The sequence below is a fragment of the Bradyrhizobium genosp. SA-4 str. CB756 genome (genome assembly GCF_000473125.1).
Lineage (GTDB): Bacteria > Pseudomonadota > Alphaproteobacteria > Rhizobiales > Xanthobacteraceae > Bradyrhizobium > Bradyrhizobium arachidis.
Map to the genome: position 1 here is coordinate 5826115 of NZ_KI421499.1, position 20743 is coordinate 5846857.

Genomic DNA, 20743 nt, shown 5'->3' on the forward strand with positions numbered 1-20743 from the left:
TTTGAGCATCCGGGTCACAATCGCCACTCACTCCCAAGCCTTGGCTGTCTTCCGTTTGGCGGCGCTTTGGCACGCAACTATTTCCACGCAAACATAAACGTTGCGCATTGGATCTGCCCTCGCAAATGTCGGGTATGGAGAGACTGTCGGAAGCTCAGATTGTCAAATTTGAGACAACGTCGGCAAGTTGACGCGACAAACACTTCCGAAGACCCCGCAAAGCCTACGAGTTCAATTCGGCACGCGCCTTGCTTATTCGGGAAATCATCACCAATCGAAGTGCGGTGATCTTCGGGACGGACCCGGCGCGCCCGCGTGTCTGGTCTGCTCCGACGATTGTCGTGCGGCGATACTTGAGGAGGCGGGTCGTGAACTGGCAAGTTCCGGGGCAAACTTTGATGCGATGTAGAATCTTTTTTTGTGGTGCGACAACAATTGCGCTCGTCGCAAGCAGCGCAGCGAAGCCGGCGGATCTTGAGCCACAACTTAAACCGCCACAAGGGGTGTGGAACTGGTCTGGAGGCTATATTGGCGGGCATGCCGGCGGTGGGTACGGCCGCACCTCCTTCAGCAATCCATACGGTCCATCAATCTATGGCGGCATCGTCGATACCCCGGCGTTCCTTGCTGGTGGCCAGATCGGTTACAACTGGCAGAACAACAGCTGGGTGTTTGGCATCGAGCTGGATGCCAGCGGTGCTGTCTCCAACGGCACAAGTACATGCCTCGCCTCTTCGGGCTTCGTTGTGAGCGCAAACTGCAAGGCAGGTCCGAGCCTCTTTGCCACCGGGACCGCTCGCGTCGGTTACGCCTTTGGCGCGCTCGCGCACACGCTGGCCTATCTCAAGGCAGGCCTAGCCTGGCAAAACAATCGGGGCGATGTCGTCAACAACTTTGAAGGCGGCTGGCCACAGGGCAGAACGCATTTCGACGATGGTCGGGTCGGTGGCATTATCGGGCTGGGCGTCGAGCAAGCCCTAACGCCCGCATGGTCGGTGAACGTCGAATATGACTATCTGCATTTTGGCGGGCCGAGTGTCGCGACGGCTGCGACAGTGCAGTTTCCGCCGTTTGCGATTCTGCCGGCGAGCACAACCAGCCTGACCAGTAACTATCACATCGGAAAGATTGGCCTGAACTACCACTTTGGTGCGGACCCAGAGGCCGCACAATGGTCCGATGCGCCGCTGTATGCGAAATCAGCCGGCAGCGTACCACCCATTTTCTACGCGCCCGGCTGGTCCTTCGAAGGCGGCTCGCGGCTCTGGCTGAGCCGGGGACGTTTCCAGTGGGATCACAGCGCAGTTCGGAACGGCTGGCCTGAAGACCCCAGCATACTGGAATCGAGGCTCACTTATCATGGACTGGACGGACTTTCCGGGGAGTTATTCGGCCGTGTTGACAGTCCATGGGGAGCTTTCTTGAAAAGCAATCTTGGTATCGGGCAGTTTAACAAAGGAAAAATAAATAATGAAGATTGGATACCCGAGGACGGACTTTCCTACATCAACAACCTTTCCGGCCAGTCAAACGGGAGGTTTGCCTATTACACGGCTGACGTCGGTTACGACTTCCTGCGCAGCAGCGACTACAAGGTCGGGGGATTTATAGGCTGGACCTATTATGGCCAGAGTTCGGACTCGACCGGATGCATGCAGGTGGCTAACTCGCTGTATTCGTGTTTGACGTCGGGTGACAGCAGGATCATCGGCGGAGAGGATACTCAATGGAATGCGCCTCGGATCGGCCTGAGCGCCGAAACCATGCTGACCGAGCGTTGGCGTTTGAACGCCGACGTGGCCTACTTGCCCTGGACCGGTTTCAAGGGACGTGACTATCATCTCTTGCGCGACATGACCACCTTTGATGAACAACGCGGAAATGGTGGTGGCGGCGTCCAGATCGAAGGCGTGTTGTCCTACTCGATCACCAAAAACATCAGCGTCGGCGTCGGTGGCCGCTATTGGGCCATGTGGACCAAAAAGGACAGCGGCTCTTTGTGCAGCAGCAGCGGCTGCGTCGGTGCCCCGCGCATTCTTGCGAAGTACAGTATGGAGCGCTGGGGTACATTCTTTCAGGCCTCTTACAAGTTCGACTCAAACAGTTGATCTTGGCCGGCTCGAGACTACTTCTCGAGCCATCCAGGCCTGCTCATAAGCATCGACGTCGGCGCCAAACAGGACGCGGACGTCGTGGGTAAGGATGGTGAAGCACCTCGGAATCGAGCAGAGCAGCTTGCATGCCAAGAATGAGTGCCAGCCGGTGCGAGCCCCACACGCCTCTCGGGTTTCTCCGGCCCCCGAAAGCCTCAGTGCCGACACGCTTGCACCCACCACCCGGCCTTCCTTGAGGATTTTCCAACATGAGAATAGAAGAATAGAAGAAAGTGTCAGCGCTTTCACTTCGTTCTTGGACAATAGTTTCAATGCGCGCGTCCTCAAGTTGAGAAAACGCGGCAGCAATTCAGTTGGCTCGGAATGAGCAAGCTGCGCCACGAAACCGCTTGCTTTTGTGCATTACTGCGCGCGAGAAGGCCCCGATGTCGCGCGCTCCCGCAATCTGTGCCGGCGCGGCATTGAGATGATCCGAAAGTCCGGGATGAGCTAAGCTGGCGGGCCCCATCGTCGGGCAGAATGCGACGCTTCAAGTTTGGGAGCAGATCAGCGTAGTAGTCCAGAACTGCTGAGCCTGCCCTGACGACTTGGTCGATCAGCTCTTGCGCCTCGGGCAAGTCTCGCGCGCGCCTGGCCGCTCGACGACAAGTTTCAAGCTCCTCAAGGAGGCTCCCCAATTTTCGCTTTGCCGCGTGACCGCGTTGGCGGCCCGCATCCGAAGTCGGTGGCGGGTTCGCAAGCGCCGCGGCTCAATCTTGAGGCGGAGCGCATCCGCTTCACAACGGCGTCGAACGATTGGCTGCGTTCCTCTGGGACAAGGCCGGGCTCCAGGCTCGAACTGCCTCATCCTGCAACCCCAACGTGCGATGTGCCAGCTCGGCCAATGCCCGTCATATCGTATCCCCGATAGCGATATCCTGGTCACACCTCGTGCACACGCCCCCGTTAGCAGTTGACAAACCTAAACTCCCGGACCAGTTCATCACAGTCCGTCTTGCAAAGCGCCACGGGTTGCGAAGGATATTTGGTACCGTGCCTGATCGTAGATCAGCGCTACGAATCGTGCCGCCAGCGGGTCGGCGATTGTCGAGAAGTTCGATGGCTTGTTCCAACTCTCTACCAAGGTGGCGGAGAATTAACCCTCGACTTGGCCTGTACAGGTGCAATTCAGTTTTCGCGACTCGGCCACTGCCCTTAGTCATGTGGCGCACGGCGCCCGCTTAGACTAGCATGCCGACCTACGCGCCCGCGAGTCGATCCGCTGATGCGCTTGGCAACGCTGTTGAGGCTTAGGCTATAGGCTCGAATAGCCAACTCGAGTGACCGCGGGTTCATTCGCTTACCTGATGCGGAGACCCGCAGACCAAAGCGAGCCAGGCTATCCCGCTGACGCGACCATTTTCCAAGCTTCCCCCAGCGAAATGATCGTGCTTGTGCACCGTTCAGGGATGAATTGCGCGCTCTCGATGTGGTTTACAGAAGAACTGTTGAGCGTTCCCGCGCATGATCCTTTCTATCAGACCACGAGTCTCTTCAAGCGCAACCCACCCTTCGGCAACCAATTGCGAGAGTGCCATCGCGATTCCACGACGCGCTACAAACGCATGGCCGTAAATTGGCTCGACAGCGACATAGTCGCCCCCAAAGGTGAAGATCTTGTTCGACGGGACCGCCACCAGAAACTCCTTCAGAAAGCGAACGCCCGCCACCGGATTGATAATCCACGCCCAGCACATGTCGATCGCGGCATTCGGGTAATGTTTGGCCAGCGCGATAAACTCGTGCTCGTATGGATAGCCGATATGCATGAGAACAAAACGGGTTTCGGGAAAGTCTTGCAACAGACGGCATACGTCTGCGGCATTGCTGTGGGTACGGCCGAGTTGCATCACGCCATAGCCGGCCAAAACGCCGGTGTGCAGTTTGACCGGAAGGCCGCACTCGCCAGCCTTGTCGACACAATAGCGGAACAGATAATCTTGTAGCGCCTTGAGGTCCTCGGGACCCAGGGCGTGTAATGCACCGACTCTGTCGGCGTGATGAGGAAATAGCCTTGACGCATGCGCCTTGGTGACCGGCTCGAAATTGAGAGCGCGCGAATAGGCAATCTGCGATTTTACGGCGACGGCTTTGGGACCGTATGTTGTGAAGTAGAAGTCGATGACGTCGAGCCACTCATCGAGCGTCGCGGGTCGCCTGCCTGTCTCAGCCTCCACCCACGCAAAATCAGCAGCGCTACACCGGCACAGTTGAAGGATGCTTATATCGTGATCGAGTAGCCCTGGCTGTTCGGTCTCCATAAAAATACGCTGCAGCGAATTGACATGGCAGCCCTCGATGTTCGCTAGGCCAAAAATGCGGGCATAAAACCCGGGCTGAACCGTTTCTCGGTATTTCTCAGCGATGCGCGGCAGGCTCTCGGCTGTCAAATCATCTTCACCGTAAACGCCGCGAAATGTATGGCGCAGGGCCTGGGCGTAGCCGGTGTGGCGGATGCGCTCCCAATAGGGGGCGATCAATCGATATTTTTCCTGGCTTGGAAGATCCGGCAAGAGGAACCTGCGCAGATCGGCCGCCGGAAGGCCGGCAACGACCAGATCCTCGGCCGTATAGGACCTGAATAAATAAGCCCAGTCGTTGCATGGCAATGTTCGTGGGTGGATCGCTCCAGCAAGGCGTTGACTTTCCTCAATCAGATGTTCGTGGGTGTCCACAAACGGCGTTTCCTCCACCCACTGCGCAATCTTTCGATCGGAGTCCGTCATTGCCTCCCAACCAATCGCAGCGCCACTCATTTTGGATTCCTTTCAGGTAAGGACAGCCGCTTGCATCCGCATTCGCGATCACCGCTGCGTTAACCATGCTGTATGTCTAACGTTCGCCAACGGCGCATTTCGCGACCGCACTCGGACTAGATCAATTGTTGACGACATCACTCGGATGGGCAACGCGCTCCTTAAGAGCCTCCGTCATTGGAAAGTTGAGGTTGATGTTCTTCGGTGGGATCGCAGCCATGAACCATTTGTCGTAGATCTTCGCGAACTCGCCGGAAGCCATGAGCTTGGAGAGCACGTCGTCGACCATTTTTTTGAAGTCGGGGTCATCCTTCGAGGACATCAGACCATAATAATAGATCGTGCCGTAATTGGCTCTTAAGAAAGTTAGGTCAGCGGGGTTCGAATAATCCGCCTTCATACCGGCCAAGAGAATGTCCGCCTCCACCCACGCCGATGCCCGCCCGGTGGCGAGCAGAAGCAGGGATTCAGCATGGTCTTTGGCTTGCGCGATCGTAAGATTGAGACCTTCATCCTGCGAGATACCTTTGGCGATACCAAGCGCATCGGACCCCTGTGTAACAACGATAGTCTTGCCCTTTAGATCTTTCGGCGTCTTGAACTCGCTCGACACCTTTGCGAGCCAAGCCGTTTGGCTAGCGAAAGTCGAAACGCTGAATGAGACCTGTTCCAGACGCTGCTTGCTGCTGGCAGTGCCGCCGCACTCGATATCGATCGTACCGTTCTGTATCAGCGGGATGCGGTTGGACGAATTGACCGGCGTGAGCTTGACATGAAGGTCTGGAGTGCTGAGATCAGCTTTCAGTCGATCGACGATATGCGCACACAGGTCCAGGGAAAAACCGACTGGCTTCTGGTCGCCGCCGAGATAGGAAAAGGGGATCGAAGCTTCGCGGTAGCCAATGGTGATCGCCTTTTTCGACTTGATGTTGTCGAGCGTCGGACCGGCCTGAGCCGTGGAGACTGAAAGCATGGCGATAGCAGTTGCGGAGAGCAGTGCAAGCATTCTGAGCATGGAGATGTCTCGGTTCGGATAAAACGCGGCTAATGAATGATCTGGTTGAGGAAGGTCTTGGCCCGTTCCGTGTTCGGTGCTTGGAAGAAGGTGCTGGGATCACCCTCCTCCACGATCGAGCCGCGATCCATGAAGACCACACGATCTGCCACTTCGCGCGCAAAACCCATTTCGTGTGTGACGCAGACCATCGTCATCCCGTCCTGCGCGAGCTCAACCATGGTGTCGAGCACCTCCTTGACCATTTCCGGGTCGAGAGCGGAAGTCGGCTCGTCGAAAAGCATGATCTTGGGCTGCATGCACAGGGCGCGAGCTATCGCAACACGCTGCTGCTGGCCGCCCGACAATTGGGCGGGATACTTCTTGGCCTGATCGTGGATGCGAACTTTCCTCAGCAACATCATCGCCCGACCATGCGCCTCAGCTCGGGGTAGCCCCCTCACTTTCATCGGAGCCAACATGCAGTTTTCGATCACCGAGAGGTGTGGAAACAGGTTGAAGGTTTGAAAGACCATACCCACTTCGCAGCGGACGCTGTTGATATGGCCAATCCGATCTGTTAGCTCGGTCCCGTCGACGACTATGCGGCCTGAATCATGCTTTTCGATCTGGTTGATACAGCGGATCAAGGTCGACTTCCCCGAACCCGACGGCCCGCAGAGTACGATCTTTTCTCCTTTTGCAATGTTGAGATTGATATCACTCAAGGCATTGAAGCTGCCGAATCGCTTGACGAGTTGCTCGACGACAACCATCGGGAATTGGTCGGCTGGGCTAACCGTGCGCTCTTGCTGCATGCTGGTCTCCAGGTTGAAGCCGCCAGGGAATGACGGGATAGCAGATCATCGATGACTATCGGCGGGCGCCCGCGATCGCGTACTTCTTGCGAAGTGAGGCGACGAATTGGGACGCGGCGGAACTTATGATGAGATAAGCAACGGCTACTGCGAGGTACATCTCGACGAGGCGACCATTGAGCTGTGCAAGCTTCGAAGCCGCACCAAGGAGATCGGTGAGGGACAGCACGTACACGAGCGACGTATCCTGAAACAGAATGATGGTCTGGCTCAGGATGATGGGGCTGGCCACCCGAAACACCTGCGGCAGGATGATGTGGCGATACGTATCGAATGTCGACAAGGCGAGAGCCTGGCAGGCCTCGAACTGTCCCTTGTTCACCGCGCGCAAGCCGACGCGGATGATTTCCGAATAGTAGGCCGCCTCGAACAAGCCGAACGTGATGAACGCCGTATAGGTGGCACCGACCGGAATCGGACGACCATTGCCTGACAGGTGGCCCAAAACGACGGGCACCAAGAAGAAAAACCAGAACAGGACGAGAATGAGCGGAATCGATCGCATCAGGGCAACATAGCCACGGACGAGCTGGCTCAGAATGCGGAGTTCAAAATGCTGCACGAGAGCGAAGAGCGTTCCGAGAAACATCCCAATCAGGAAGGCAGTTGCCGTCAAGGAGAGGGAGAATAGCAATCCTGACCATAAATAGGGCCATGCCTGCGCGATGATCGAGAAATCGAGGCTGTTCATTTCACGACCTCCATACTGCCAGGCAAGGAGCTTTCCAGCTCCACATCGTCAAAATCTGACCCGACGGCTTCCTTGCCTGGTGCGGTACCTGGAATGCGCACCGCTCTGTCGATGAGCATCATCGTCTGGTAGGCGATCAGAGCCAAAGCAAGATAGATGAGTGTGGCGGCACCGAATGCAGTGAAGGTTTGGAACGTAGCGTCGCTGATTTGGCGCGCCTGGGCGGTCAACTCCATCAAGCCGATGGTCAGAGCCACGGACGTGTTCTTATAGATGCCCATGACCTCGCTTGTCAGGCTTGGCACGATGAGGCGCAGAGCCTGGGGCAGGATGATATGGCGATAGGTCAAATATCCGCTCAGGCCAAGTGCGGCAGCCGCTTCGGCTTGCCCCTTAGGCAAGGCTTCGATACCTGCGCGAACCTGTTCTGCGATGCGCGCCGCGGTGTATAGGCTCAGACACCACAGGGCCGGAAAGAAAGATCCCCAAGGCGGAGGAATCTGCTTGATCCAGTCGCCTATCGCACTCGGAAGAAGCTCGGGCAGGACGAAGTACCAGAGAAACATCTGCACGAGGACGGGGATGTTCCGGAAGATCTCGACATAGAATCGGGCTAGTGCCCCGAATACGGGGTGCCGCACTGTTCGCCCGATGCCGACCACCACTCCGGCCGCGAACGCTATCCACCAGCCGAAGAAGGCAAGCGCCAACGTCCAACCAAGGCCCGAAAGAAGCCAGTCGATGTACCGCTGGCCATCCATTGTATTTTCAAGAAGAACTCCGAACATCGCGAGCCTCACGATTGCAGGTGTTTTTCTCAAACCGCTCCCATGCCAAATCCTAAGCGGCCCTGAATGACCTTTTAGACTGCCGCTCACGGATGAGATGCACCAGACGATCCACATCGTCGACTGTGTTGAACATGCCGAACGAAACGCGAATGCCATCGCGTTCGGGGGAAACACGCACGCCGTTCTCTTCGAAGTAGCCGAGCCATTCTGTCGCGGGCAGGCCAACGACGTAGATGTGAGGCGAGCGATGCTGACGTTGACGTGGACCGACGAGACTGAGGTCGAGTTCGTCCAGTTGGGCGATGAGATGATCACCGAGGTCGAAACAATGGTTCTGAATGTTGGTCACGCCAATCTGCTCGATCATATCGAGGGAAGCGCCAAGCGCGTGAATTGCAAGAAGGTTGAAGTTTCCTAGTTCGAAACGTCGCGCGCTCGGAGATGGTGACACGCGATCGGCGCGCGCGATAAGGTCGTCAGGAACCTCGGCCAAGCTGGCAGCGGCAAGATAGGCAGGCTCCAACTCCTGCAGCTTCTTATCCCAATAGAGCAATCCAAGCCCTTGAGGCACGAGCAATCCCTTGTGACTGCCGGAGCCGACGAAGCTTGCCTGAATGGCTTTCGCGTCTATCGGAACGACCCCGATCGCCTGCATGACGTCGAGGATGAAATACAGCTTCTTATCCGCGCAAAGAGCGCCGATGCTCTCGATGTCGAAGCGATGTCCGGCGTGGAAGGTGACGTGCGAGAGCGAGATCGCGCGAGTCTTTTCATCGACGTGGGGAAGAAACGTTTCCGCGTTTACGACATCCGTCATCGGAAGGAAGTCGATTTGGACGCCCTTCTTTTTCAGATTGAGGAAGGCGTAGGCGTTATTTGGGTGATCACCGTGGATCATCAAAACGTTGTCGCCGGCTCGCAGAGGCAACGCATTCGCCGCGATGTTCATACTTTCCGATGTGTTCTTCGTGAAGGCAATTTCCTCGGACGCCACCCCGAGGAAACGGGCGACTTTGGCACGCGTTTGCTCAACCCGATCGAGCCATACGCTTTTCGGTCCGGCCGTCTCCATGCTTTCACGGAGGAAGGTCTCGATCGCTATCATGACAGGACGCGCCAGCGGCGTCTGGAAACCGGAGTCGAGGTAGACCATCCGTCTGGCCGCCGGGAACTCCTTGCGCACAGCTTCCACGTCGTAATGACGAGACATTCCCATCTCCATCCTTGGTCACGTCGCCCCGCATCGTCGGATTCGGGCCTAGCGGCCATCCCAACACCTGTGCGCTGCACAAACTGTGGTCGTGAGACGACAGCGCCAACGATATGGGCAAACGGCCAGGCGTCCAAGTTATTTTGCAAATTATAGTATTATTTATTCCGAAAAATGATAATACGTTGACTACGGAGGTAAGTATGGAAGAGCAAGAAAGAACGGCTGGACCGCTCGACCGGGCATTCGCCGTTGTCGGTTACGTCGCTAGTCAGACGAAGGCTCCCTCGGTCGCGGAGATCGCGAAGGCGCTCTCGTTACCCGTTCCGACAGCCCACCGGCTTGTCGGAAACTTGGAAGAACGCGGCCTTCTGCAGAAGGCGCTTGGATCGAAGCGCTACGTAGTGGGCAATCAGTTGGTCACCCTATCCGCCAAAGTCATCGGCGCGGCTTTTCGCACAGCCCGGCGACATGCGGTGCTGCGCGCAGTCGCCAGCGAGATCGGCGAACAGTGCGAAATTGGCGTCGTGCGCGACAATGTTGTCGCTTACGTCGACAGCGTACGGGTGTCTCAGCCGCAGGGACTTCAATTCAATCCCGGCGAGGCTGCTCCACTTCATTGCACCTCGACTGGCAAGATCTACATGAGTCGGTTACCCGAGAGGGCGCGCGAGAAGTTATGCCGCTCGCTCGCTTTGACGCGGTACACCGACAATACCATCGTGGATCTCGAAACCCTCCTGAAGCTTCTCGAGGAAACCCGCCGTCGAGGATGGGCCAAAACCAATGAGGAATACGTGAAGGGCGTCGTCGGCTGCGCGGTCCCCATCGTTTCCCCGGACCGGGAACTGATCGCCTGCCTTGGCGTATCGGTGCCCGTAGCGCGAGTGAGCTTCACAGAGCTGGATCGCTTCATTCCTCCGCTTCAAAGAGCCGCCGCGCTCCTGTCGCAAACCATCCTTCAGACGGACAGTGAAGACGACACATTGGAGGATACTTGATGATCCTCAGCGCCAGCCTGCTCGGGAGGAGAGAGCTTGATCGGCTGAGAACGTATCTCCATCGATGTGATCGACGACCTCCTCGATCCTCATGTCAGCTTGCGCATACTGCCATGTGTAAGCCATCGCTGACACTTTAAAAGGTCGGGGCCTCGGAGAAAGTTCTCTTGGTCTATTCAACAGCCGCGATCAAGGGCTTCTGAAATGGCTCGAGCCAAAACTCGGCGGTTTTCTGGATTGCTCACCATTGTTGCGTGGTTGCCTGGAACCGGTACAGCACGAATAGCCTCAGCATTCACAACCCGGTCCCAGCCCTGGTTTGGCAAGTCGCTTCTGAGTTGTTTGTCAGGTGGGACCTGATGACTGATGAGAGGCTCGCTCGCATAGAACTGATGTATTTGGATCGCGAGCGACGGAACGCGATACGATCGTAGCGCGCGGTGAAATGTGTCGACCTTTTGATACATCGAAACGTCACTGTGAAGATCGTGATCTGGAGCTAGCGCTCCTATTTTCTGCGCCTTTTCAAGCAACTCAGAGATGGAAGATTGTTCGGTGTTGCATTCCAAAACCTCGTGATACTCATCGCGCAAGATTCCACAACGATCCAAAACAAATTCTCGCGCCAAATTCTTTAGTGATCCGTTTGAAGAAGCCGCAGGTAGACTAACATCAATGAACGCCATGAATGACACAACTTCATCAGCACTCAGTAACTGCTCGGCAATTGCATAAGCCAGGATTGCACCTGACGAGTATCCAGCAAAACGGTATGGGCCACGTGGCTGGATTTGTTTGATCGCAAGGATCATCTCTGCGGCCACCGCCTCAAGAGTCGGTGGACGAACGTCATCGAACGGGGGCCATGGCAGAGCGTAGACCGGGCAGTCTACATCTATTTCCGCTGCCAAACCGAGGACATACGAACAATCCCCAAAACCTGTGGGGACAAAGAAGAGAGGTGGCTGTGATCCGGTCGGTCGAACGGGAATCACCGCCCTGTTACTGGGCTGCACCTGCAAACGAATCTTCGATGCAAGCTGCTTCAGAACAGGGGCTCGGAAGAGGTCGATGGCGCTAAAACTTAGCCCAAGATTTAATGCTCGACTGAGCATCTGCACGGCCAAGAGGGAGTGGCCGCCCAGTTCGAAGAAGTGGTCGTTGCGCCCGATGCGCTCGACACCAAGGAGCTCGGCCCATATCTGCGCCAGCGCTGTCTCGACTGCCCCTTGCGGCGCCTCATAAGCTGCCAGCGCATAGGCCTGATCGGCCGGCGCCGGCAGCGCGTTGCGATCGAGCTTGCCATTGACCGTGAGCGGAAGCGCTGCCAGCCGCACGAACGCGCTCGGCACCATGTAGTCCGGCAGCCGCGCACTCAAGTGCGCGCGCAAGGCGCTCGCAAGCCCGCCCGCATCGCCCTCGTCCGAGCCGGCCTCGGGCGCGCAGACCACATAGGCGATCAGATGCTTGTCGCCGGCGCCGTTCTGGCGCGCCACCACCACCGCCTCGCGCACCCAGGCGTGTTCGCAAAGCTTTGCGACGATCTCGCCCGGCTCGATGCGATAGCCGCGGATCTTCACCTGATCGTCGTTGCGGCCCAGGAACTCAAGATTGCCGTCCGGCAGGTAGCGTGCCAGGTCGCCGGTCCGGTACAGCCGATCGCCCTCGACAAAGGGACTGGCGATGAACCGCTCGGCTGTCAGCTCGGGGCGGTTCAGATAGCCCCGTGCCACCCCCGCCCCGCCAATGTAAAGCTCGCCCACCGCGCCAAACGGCACGGGGGCGCCATGGCCGTCCAGCAGGTACACCCGGGTGTTGGCAATTGGACGCCCGATCGGGACCACCGAACCATTGAAATCAGCCGGGCAAGTCCAGATCGTCGCGCAGACGGTTGCCTCGGTCGGGCCGTAAGCATTGACAATTGAGGCTGGGGTCAGACTTCGGATGAGTTCCGGCTTTGGTAGCTCTCCAGCAAGAATGAGAACTTGTACGGCCAAACCATTCGGATCCTTGCTGGTCTGAAGCAACGCGGGGGGTAATGTCGCGTGGGTGATGGCTTCGCTTTGGAGATAATCCGATAGCTTGCTACTCGCTTGACGGATCTCTTCCGCAGGCAAGTGCAAAGCAGCTCCGGAGCCAAACGCCATAACAAGCTCCCAAGCGCTCGCATCAAAAGCAATGGAGGCGAACTGCACGACGCGGCTGTTGGAAGAAGCGCCGAAGAGGCCGACCTGAGCCGCCAGCAGATTGACCAACCCCTGATGCTGGACCATGACCCCCTTTGGGATTCCGGTTGAGCCTGAGGTGTAGATTACATAAGCGAGGTGGTCCGATGTGAGGCCAAGCGTGCGCCGGTCAGGGTTTGAAGCCGCCCGTTCGGCCCAGGCGGGTGTGGCCGTCTCCAGATCGATGACTGTCACATCGGTCAGCACCTCGGGGCGGAGTGCTGCGCGACCAACGCCGTCGCACAGCAGCAGCCGCGGCGCGGCATCGTCGACAACCTGATGCAGCCGCTGGCTGGGATAGGCTGGGTCCAGCGGCAGATAGGCACCGCCCGCCTTGAGGATCGCCAAGAGACCAACCACCATCGCCGGACTGCGTTCGAGGCAGATCGCAACCGGCTGGTCGGGCTTGACCCCAAGCTCGATCAGGTGATGTGCCAGGCGGTTGGCCCGCGCATTGAGCTCGCCATAGCTCAGCCGCTCATCACCGCAGACCAGCGCCACCGCCTCCGGCGCCTTTTGCACCTGCGCCTCGAACAGCTCATGGACGCACAGGTCCGATGGATAGGCCCTCGCCGTCCGGTTCAGATCCTCCAGCAGATAGGTACGCTCCTCGGCCGGCAGGATGTCGAGGTCGCGTACCGGCGTATCCGGGGCATGCTCGAGCGCCTTTGCCAGTTGCTCGAGCGCGCGCTGCATGTAGCCGCAGATCCGATCCGCCGAGACTGGCTCCGCGACCTGCGCAGTGAGGCCCAGCGCCTCGCCAAAGTGCTCCACCGAAAGGGTCAGGGGATAGTTGGTGCGTTCCTCCCCACCCAGCCATTCCATGCCCGACGAGACATCATCCGTCCCGGAGCCGGGCACAGCCGGCGCCGTGTTGTGACGGTAGTTCAACAGCGTGCTGAACAGCGGCGCCGACGCCGCAACAGCGCTGCAGCGCTGTGCCAATGCCAGCGAGGCATGCTCATGTGCCAGCAGGTCGGCCAGCCGGGCCTGCGTCATCCGCACGCTCGCCTCGACGGCGGTCCCATCGAGATCAAGTCGCAGCGGCAAGGTGTTGATGAACAGCCCCATGGCGCGGTCGGCGCCAGCGCTGCCCTGCAGCCGGCCTAACAGCACCGTGCCGAACACCACCTGCTCGCGGCCGCTGCTGCGCGCCACCACCTGTCCCCACGCCAGATGGCACAGGCTCGCCAGACTCACCCGCAGCCGACGCGCCTGTTCGCGCAGCTGCGCATGGAGCGCTGGCGGCAGCATCCGATGAGCCTCTCGAACCCCGCCACCGTCGCCGCGCACCTCGCTCAAGCCGAAGGGCGTGGTCGGCTCGTCGATGTCGGCCAGCAGCTCCCGGAAGAACGCTTCATCGGACTTGGCATTACCACGTAGAAGCGCCTGTGCCACCAAATTACGGAATGGCTGCGGCGCCGTCAGCTCATGCACACGCTCCTCCAGCTCGGCCCGGACCTCAGCATGCATCACGTCGCGCGTTGTGTGATCCCCGATGAGATGATGCTGCAGCTCCAGCAGCAGCCAGCGCGCGCTACCGGGCTCGCGCGCAATCACAAACCGCAGCAGTGGCGCGCGGCCAAGCTCGATGCGGTGCCGACGTGGATCAAACCGCTCCTTGAGCTGCTCGGCGCCAGTGCCGTGAGCGCCATCCAGCTGAATCTCGATCACCTCCAGTCGCGCCTGCCGCCACACCACCTGGGCTGGCCGCGACAACCCCTCCCAGACAAACGAAGTACGCAGGATGTCATGGCGATCCACCACCCGCTGGACCGCGGCAAGATAGCGATCGAGCAGCCCACGCTCGGCAAACGCCATCTGCGAGACCAGTAGGTATGGATCGCCCTTTGCCGCTAGCAAATGATGGAACAGGATGCCATCCTGCAGCGGCGACAGGCCGTAAATGTCCTGAATGTTGCAAACCCCGCCGGGTACCGCGGCGATGATCCGGTCGATCTCGCCCTGCGTCAGCTCGATCAGCGGCAACATCTGGGGCGTGATCGCCGCAGTCCGCTCGGTGATCAAGTTGGACGGGACCGCCACCTCGTGATGGCGACCCAGGCTTGCAGCCAGATCCGCCAGCACCGGCTTGACGAACAAGGTGCGCACCTCGATGCGCAGTGACCGCCGCCGTAGACGCTCGATCATCTGCACCGCCGAGAGCGAGTGCCCTCCCAGTTCGAAGAAGTTGTCGTCTCGTCCGACCCGCTCCAGCCCCAGCAGCTCGGCCCAGATCTGGGCCAGAACCGCCTCCATCTCGCCCTGTGGCGGCGCATAGGTCCGGCGCGCATACGACTCGTCGCGCGGGGCCGGCAGCGCCTTGCGATCGAGCTTGCCGTTGAGCGTCAACGGAAGCGCCGGCAGCCGCACGAACGCACTCGGCACCATGTAGTCCGGCAGCCCCGCACTCAAGTGCGCGCGCAAACCGCCGGCAAGATCAGATTCCTCAGCTTCAGAGGCAACGACATACGCAACGAGACGCTGCTCGCCGCGACCATCCTCGCGCGCCACCACCACCGCCTCGCGCACGCAGGCGTGCTCGCAAAGCTTTGTTACGATCTCGCCCGGTTCGATCCGGAAGCCGCGGATCTTCATCTGATCGTCGTTGCGACCCAGGAACTCAAGATTGCCGTCCGGCAGGTAGCGTGCCAGGTCGCCAGTCCGGTACAGCCGATCGCCGTCGACAAAGGGACTGGGGATGAACCGCTCAGCTGTCAGCTCAGGGCGGTTCAGGTAGCCCCGCGCCACCGCCACCCCGCCAATGCAGAGCTCGCCCACCGCACCGAACGGGACCAGCCCGCCATGACCATCCATTAAGTAGACCCGCGTGTTGGCGATTGGACGGCCAATCGGGACGATAGCGTTATCAAACTCAGCCGGGCAGCTCCAGGATGTAACGTCGATCGCGGCCTCAGTCGGACCGTAGAGATTGTGCAGGGCCGTCCAGGGCAATACGTGCCGAACCCTATGCACACTGGCGGCAGGGAGCGCCTCGCCGCTGCATAAAACCCGCCGCAGCGATGTGCAGCGGTCAACACTCTTTGCATCCAAAAAGCTGACCACCATGGACGGCACGAAGTGAACCGTGGTGATGCGCCGGCTGACGATCAAGCCGACCAATGCATCGGGATCTCTGTGCGCACCGGGCGGCGCCACCACCAGCGTTGCCCCTTCAAGCAAAGTCCAAAAGAACTCCCAGGCCGAGACATCGAAGCTAAATGGCGTCTTCTGCAACACGACGTCTGTTGCCTTCAGATCATAGGCGCTCTGCATCCAGATCAGGCGATTGACGATAGCCCGATGCTCATTCTGTGCCCCTTTGGGCGTGCCCGTGGATCCCGAGGTGTAGATCACATAGGCGAGATTGCGGGACGTCAGGTTGAGCGCGCGCGGGTCAGGATCCGCTTCCGACAAGCTGGCCCAGGCCGGCGCCGCAGCATCGAGCTCCACCACACTCACATCGGCCGGCATAACCGCGCCGAAGGCGGCATGGCCGGCCACATCGGCCAGCAGCAGCCGCGGCGCCGCATCGTCGAGCACCTGATGCAGCCGCGCCGAGGGATAGGCCGGATCCAGCGGCACATACGCCCCGCCAGCCTTCAGGATCGCCAAAAGCCCAACAACCATCATCGGACTGCGCTCGACGCAAATCGCAACCGGCTGGTCCGGCCTGACCCCGAGGGCGATTAGATGATGTGCCAGGCGGTTGGCTCGCGCGTTGAGCTCGCCATAGCTCAGCCGCTCGTCTCCGCAGACCAGCGCCACCGCATGCTGCGCCTTGTGCACCTGCGCCTCGAACAGCTCGTGGATGCACCGCTCCGCAGGGTATGGCGCCGCCGTCCGGTTCAGGTCGTCCAGCAGATACGTGCGCTCGGCAGCCGAGAGCAGCTCAATCCGGTGGACCTCTTGCTGCGCATCGGCAGCCATCGCCCGCAGCAGCGCCAGCAGATAGCCACGCTGCCGCTCGATCGTCGCCTGATCAAACAGCGCCGTGGCATAAGCCAGCGTTCCGGCGATCTGCTCGCCATGCTCGCCAAGGCTCAGCTCCAGATCGAACTTGACCTGGTCAAACTCATGCCCGGCAGCTTCGACACTCAGCCCCGGCAGCTCCAATGACCCAACCGCATTGCTCTCCCAGGCCAGCATCACCTGGAATAACGGCGTGTGATCAAGAGCCCGGGGCGGCTGCACGATCTCCACCACCTGCTCGAACGGCAGATCCTGATGCTCCTGCGCAGCCAGCACCGTGCGCCGCGTCCGCTCCAGAAGCTCCGACACGCTTGGCTTGCCCGACAGGTCGAGCCGTAGCGCCAGGGTATTGACGAAGAAGCCGATCAGCTCTTCGATCTCCCGGTGCCCCCGATTGGCGCTCGGCACGCCAATCACAAGATCGTCCTGCCCCGACAGACGCGACAGCACCGCCGCCCAGGCCGCCAGCACCGTCATGAACAACGTCGTGCCATGCTGCAGGCTCAGCCGCTTCAGCTCCCGCGTCAGATCCGCATCGACGGTAACCGGGACCGTGGCCGCGGCAAACGACTGCTGGCCAGGCCGCGCACGGTCCGTCGGCAAGACAAGACGGGTCGTGCCTGCCAGAGCGCTGCGCCAATACTGCGCCTGCTTCTGCAGGCGTTCCCCCGACAGCCATTGGCGTTGCCAGGCGGCGTAATCCGGATACTGGATCGCAAGCGGCGGCAGGGGATCGTCCTGCCCAGCCTCGAACGCCCGGTAAAGCTGGCTAAGTTCACGCAGCAGCACGCCCATCGACCAGCCGTCCGAGACGATGTGATGCTGGGTCAGCAGGAAGACGTGCTCCTCGTCCGACATCCGCACCAGATGCCCGCGGATCAGCGGACCGCGCGCAAGATCGAACGGCGTGCGCCCCTCTTGATGGCACAGATCCAAAAGTGCCGCTTCCGCATCCGATCTCTCCCGCAGATCGTGGTCAACTATCGGCAGTCCCGCATCTGGCGGCAGAACCTCAACCCGGGGCTTACCTTGCGTCGCGACAAAGACACTGCGCAGCGCCTCATGACGCGCAAACAGACGGTCAAGGCTGCGCTGCCAGGCGGTGCGGTCGAGCCCCCCGCGCAGTCGCAGGGTCAGCGGAATGTGATAGTTCGTGCTGCCTTCGTTCAGCTGCGCCAAAAACCATAGCCGCTGCTGCGCAAATGACAGCACAAGCGGCTCATGGCGCGACACGGCTGCAATCGATGGCAGCTGTTGCGGTCCGGAGCGGCTCAACAGCTCGACGACACTTGCCGCCAGGTCAGTCAGCACTGGCCTTGCGAACAGCGTTGACAGCGGTAGTTCAACCCCAACCGCCTGCGACAGCCGGCTCGACATCTGCACGGCCAAGAGGGAGTGGCCGCCCAGTTCGAAGAAGTGGTCGTTGCGCCCGATGCGCTCGACACCAAGGAGCTCGGCCCAGATCTGCGCCAGCGCCGTCTCGACCGCGCCTTGCGGCGCCTCATAGGCTGCCAGCGCATAGGCCTGATCGGCCGGCGCCGGCAGCGCGTTGCGATCGAGCTTGCCATTGACCGTGAGCGGAAGCGCTGCCAGCCGCACGAACGCGCTCGGCACCATGTAGTCCGGCAGCCGCGCACTCAAGTGCGCGCGCAAGGCGCTCGCAAGCCCGCCCGCATCGCCCTCGTCCGAGCCGGCCTCGGGCGCGCAGACCACATAGGCGATCAGCATGCTTGTCGCCGGTGCCGTTCTGGCGCGCCACCACCACCGCCTCTCGCACCCAGGCGTGTTCGCAAAGCTTTGCGACGATCTCGCCCGGCTCGATGCGATAGCCGCGGATCTTCACCTGATCGTCGTTGCGGCCCAGGAACTCAAGATTGCCGTCCGGCAGATAGCGTGCCAGGTCGCCGGTCCGGTACAGCCGATCGCCCTCGACAAAGGGACTGGCGATGAACCGCTCGGCTGTCAGCTCGGGGCGGTTCAGATAGCCCCGAGCCACCCCTGCCCCGCCAATGTAAAGCTCGCCAACCGCACCGAACGGCACGGGGGCGCCATGGCCGTCCAGCAGGTACACCCGCGTGTTGGCGATTGGACGGCCGATGTGAGGCATTTCGGACCAACATGACGGATCAGCTGCAAGGCGGTGCTCGGAAATGACGCTGATTTCTGTGGACCCATATTGATTGATCAATCTCGCGTTCGGGTGTGCTTCGAAGAACGCCCTAAGCAGTGGAGTGGCTTGCAGTCGTTCGCCGGCTGTATAAAGCTCTCTTAAAGAGGGCAGCTGCACGCGCTGCCTACTCCAGACTTCCGCAAAATGATTCAATGCTACGAACGGGAGGAAAAGCCGCTCGATCGCCTCCCGCTGTACAAATTCCAGCAGGTCGGAGAAGCGCCTCCGGGTCTCTTCCTGCACGAGCACAAGCGCTCCGCCGTCCTTCCAACAGATGAACAGCTCCTGACAGGACACATCGAAGTTCAAGGTCGCAAATTGAAGTGTGCGCAGTTTTGACGCGCCGATCCCTGCAAGCGAATTCATGAGTGCGCCGTGGGACATTTCAACGCCCTTGGGGATTCCGGTTGAGCCGGAGGTATAGATGACATAGGCGAGATGGCGCGATGTGAGGCCAAGCGTGACTGGGTCCGGGTTCGAAGGCGGCCGCTCGCCCCAAGTCGGGGCCGCCATCTCCAGATCGACCACCTTCACATCGGCCACGGCCTCGGCGCCCAATGCGGTTCGACCGGCGACATCGCAAAGCAGCAGTTTCGGTTTTGCATCGTCGACAATCTGCCGCAGCCGCGCTGAGGGATACGCCGGATCTAGCGGCAGATAGGCGCCTCCGGCCTTCAGGATCGCCAAGACACCAACCACCATCGCTAGGCTGCGTTCCAGGCAGATCGCCACCGGCTGGTCCGGCTTGACCCCGAGCTCGATCAGATGATGCGCCAGCCGGTTAGCGCGCGCATTAAGTTCGCCATAGCTCAGTCTCTCCTTCTTATGGACCACCGCCACCGCTTCCGGTGCCTTTTGCACCTGCGCCTCGAACAGCTCATGGATACATCGCTCAAAAGAATAAGGCGCCGCCGTCCGGTTCAAATCCTCGAGTAGATACGCGCGTTCATCGGTTGGCAGAATACCGATTCGGCCGACAGACTGCCCCGCATCGTCCATCACGCCGCGTAACAAAGCTTGCAAATGCTGTGTCATGCGGTCAATCTGCTTGGGCGCTAATCGAGCGGCATCAAAATGCCAGCGGAAGCGCCCATCCAGAGCGCGAACCTCAAAGGTCAGCAAATCGCCGCATCTGGCTTGGGCAGCCTTATGGTTCGTCGACAGACCGTCGGCGACGGAACAGCTCTCTGTCGTGATGGCAATGCCGATCGGCCAAGGCTGAGGCGCCCGTAGCGCCTCCACTCCTCGCAATGTCGGGCAGCGCGCGATCAGATCTCGGGAAAAGCTAGCGTACGCTTTCAGCTGAGCGACTTCGGCCGTTACGGTTTTGCCGACCTTTTCAAAATCATGACCAAGATCGATGCAAACATCCATCGGCACGACGGAGGCGATCAACAACTCGACGAGTTTGCAGTCAGTTTGCAATCCGTCCCATGCAGGCTTCCATCCCAGTTGAAACTCTTCTTGCCTCGTGATCCGAGCGAGATAGATTAGCCAAGCCGTTACCAAATATTCCGAGCGGTCTTGTGGGGAAAGTTTAGCCAACGCGCTTGGGCTAAACCACGAACTCGACTGCCATCGGGAAGGCGCCGCAGCCACGGACGACGACACGAAAGGAGGATGCAATCTTCTAAACTGCTCGAGGCGCCGTCGCCAAAACTCCTCCCCGCGCGCCAGCAGCTCATGTGCGCCAGATATGCTCTGCACGTGTTCATCGCTCATTCCGCATCACCAAGTATGGTGTCGGCAGTATCGCAGCTGCCACTCAACCGCGTCAGCGTTTCTGGTAAGCGTTCTCATCGAACGACTTCTCCTCTATGGCGCTCTTTAGAGGATTACGCATGTATCGTGCCAACGGTGAAATCGAGTGCGATCACTGCGATCGTCACAGCGGGGCTATGT

At 59.7% G+C, this 20743-nt stretch carries 9 protein-coding genes and 1 pseudogene; 2 read left to right on the forward strand and 8 right to left on the reverse strand.

All coding sequences use genetic code 11. The features are described 5' to 3' along the window. Positions 1-368: 368 nt before the first annotated feature. Positions 369-2108 (forward strand): outer membrane beta-barrel protein, encoded by a 1740-nt coding sequence (locus tag BRAGE_RS0128350; RefSeq protein ID WP_231164282.1) that lies wholly within the window; start codon positions 369-371, stop codon positions 2106-2108. Here BRAGE_RS0128350 and BRAGE_RS54910 read toward each other — a convergent pair. The 7 genes from BRAGE_RS54910 to BRAGE_RS0128380 all read right to left on the reverse strand — a co-directional run bounded on the left by BRAGE_RS54910 (position 2097) and on the right by BRAGE_RS0128380 (position 9473). Then, positions 2097-2495 carry a hypothetical protein gene (locus BRAGE_RS54910; protein ID WP_156950882.1) on the reverse strand — a complete coding sequence of 133 codons (399 nt, stop codon included), beginning with the start codon at positions 2493-2495 and terminating at the stop codon, positions 2097-2099. The genes BRAGE_RS0128350 and BRAGE_RS54910 overlap by 12 nt on opposite strands. A 1061-nt stretch (positions 2496-3556) precedes the next feature. Continuing rightward, entirely contained in the window at positions 3557-4909 is a 1353-nt protein-coding gene (locus BRAGE_RS0128355; protein WP_028146383.1) for an amidohydrolase family protein, read from the reverse strand. Between the two features lie 121 nt (positions 4910-5030). Further along, complete coding sequence (locus tag BRAGE_RS0128360) at positions 5031-5924, reverse strand: amino acid ABC transporter substrate-binding protein (protein WP_035730135.1); 894 nt, start codon at positions 5922-5924, stop codon at positions 5031-5033. Positions 5925-5953: 29 nt separating this feature from the next. Then, positions 5954-6721 carry an amino acid ABC transporter ATP-binding protein gene (locus BRAGE_RS0128365; RefSeq protein ID WP_027562291.1) on the reverse strand — a complete coding sequence of 256 codons (768 nt, stop codon included), beginning with the start codon at positions 6719-6721 and terminating at the stop codon, positions 5954-5956. A gap of 55 nt (positions 6722-6776) precedes the next feature. Continuing rightward, on the reverse strand, positions 6777-7472 hold the full coding sequence (locus BRAGE_RS0128370) for an amino acid ABC transporter permease (RefSeq protein ID WP_027562292.1): 696 nt from the start codon (positions 7470-7472) through the stop codon (positions 6777-6779). Continuing rightward, positions 7469-8260: an amino acid ABC transporter permease gene (locus tag BRAGE_RS0128375; RefSeq protein WP_027562293.1), complete on the reverse strand. Its 792-nt coding sequence runs from the start codon at positions 8258-8260 to the stop codon at positions 7469-7471. Before BRAGE_RS0128375 ends, BRAGE_RS0128370 begins: the two co-directional genes overlap by 4 nt. Before the next feature lie 52 nt (positions 8261-8312). Next, positions 8313-9473, reverse strand: a complete 1161-nt coding sequence (locus BRAGE_RS0128380; protein ID WP_027562294.1) for an aminotransferase class V-fold PLP-dependent enzyme — start codon at positions 9471-9473, stop codon at positions 8313-8315. Between the two features lie 203 nt (positions 9474-9676). Here BRAGE_RS0128380 and BRAGE_RS0128385 point away from each other — a divergent pair, with 203 nt between their 5' ends. After that, a complete protein-coding gene (locus BRAGE_RS0128385) occupies positions 9677-10474 on the forward strand; it encodes an IclR family transcriptional regulator (RefSeq protein WP_027562295.1) in 798 nt (265 codons plus the stop codon). Positions 10475-10650: 176 nt separating this feature from the next. Here BRAGE_RS0128385 and BRAGE_RS49445 read toward each other — a convergent pair. Beyond that, positions 10651-20563: pseudogene (locus BRAGE_RS49445) on the reverse strand (amino acid adenylation domain-containing protein). Positions 20564-20743: the final 180 nt, after the last annotated feature.

Bases quoted from the DNA above. Each gene is read 5' to 3' on its own strand.
- BRAGE_RS0128385 (WP_027562295.1), top strand. From the start codon at position 9,677: ATGGAAGAGCAAGAAAGAACGGCTGGACCGCTCGACCGGGCATTCGCC.
- BRAGE_RS0128380 (WP_027562294.1), bottom strand. From the start codon at position 9,473: ATGTCTCGTCATTACGACGTGGAAGCTGTGCGCAAGGAGTTCCCGGCG.
- BRAGE_RS0128375 (WP_027562293.1), bottom strand. From the start codon at position 8,260: ATGTTCGGAGTTCTTCTTGAAAATACAATGGATGGCCAGCGGTACATC.
- BRAGE_RS0128355 (WP_028146383.1), bottom strand. From the start codon at position 4,909: ATGAGTGGCGCTGCGATTGGTTGGGAGGCAATGACGGACTCCGATCGA.
- BRAGE_RS0128370 (WP_027562292.1), bottom strand. From the start codon at position 7,472: ATGAACAGCCTCGATTTCTCGATCATCGCGCAGGCATGGCCCTATTTA.
- BRAGE_RS0128360 (WP_035730135.1), bottom strand. From the start codon at position 5,924: ATGCTCAGAATGCTTGCACTGCTCTCCGCAACTGCTATCGCCATGCTT.
- BRAGE_RS0128365 (WP_027562291.1), bottom strand. From the start codon at position 6,721: ATGCAGCAAGAGCGCACGGTTAGCCCAGCCGACCAATTCCCGATGGTT.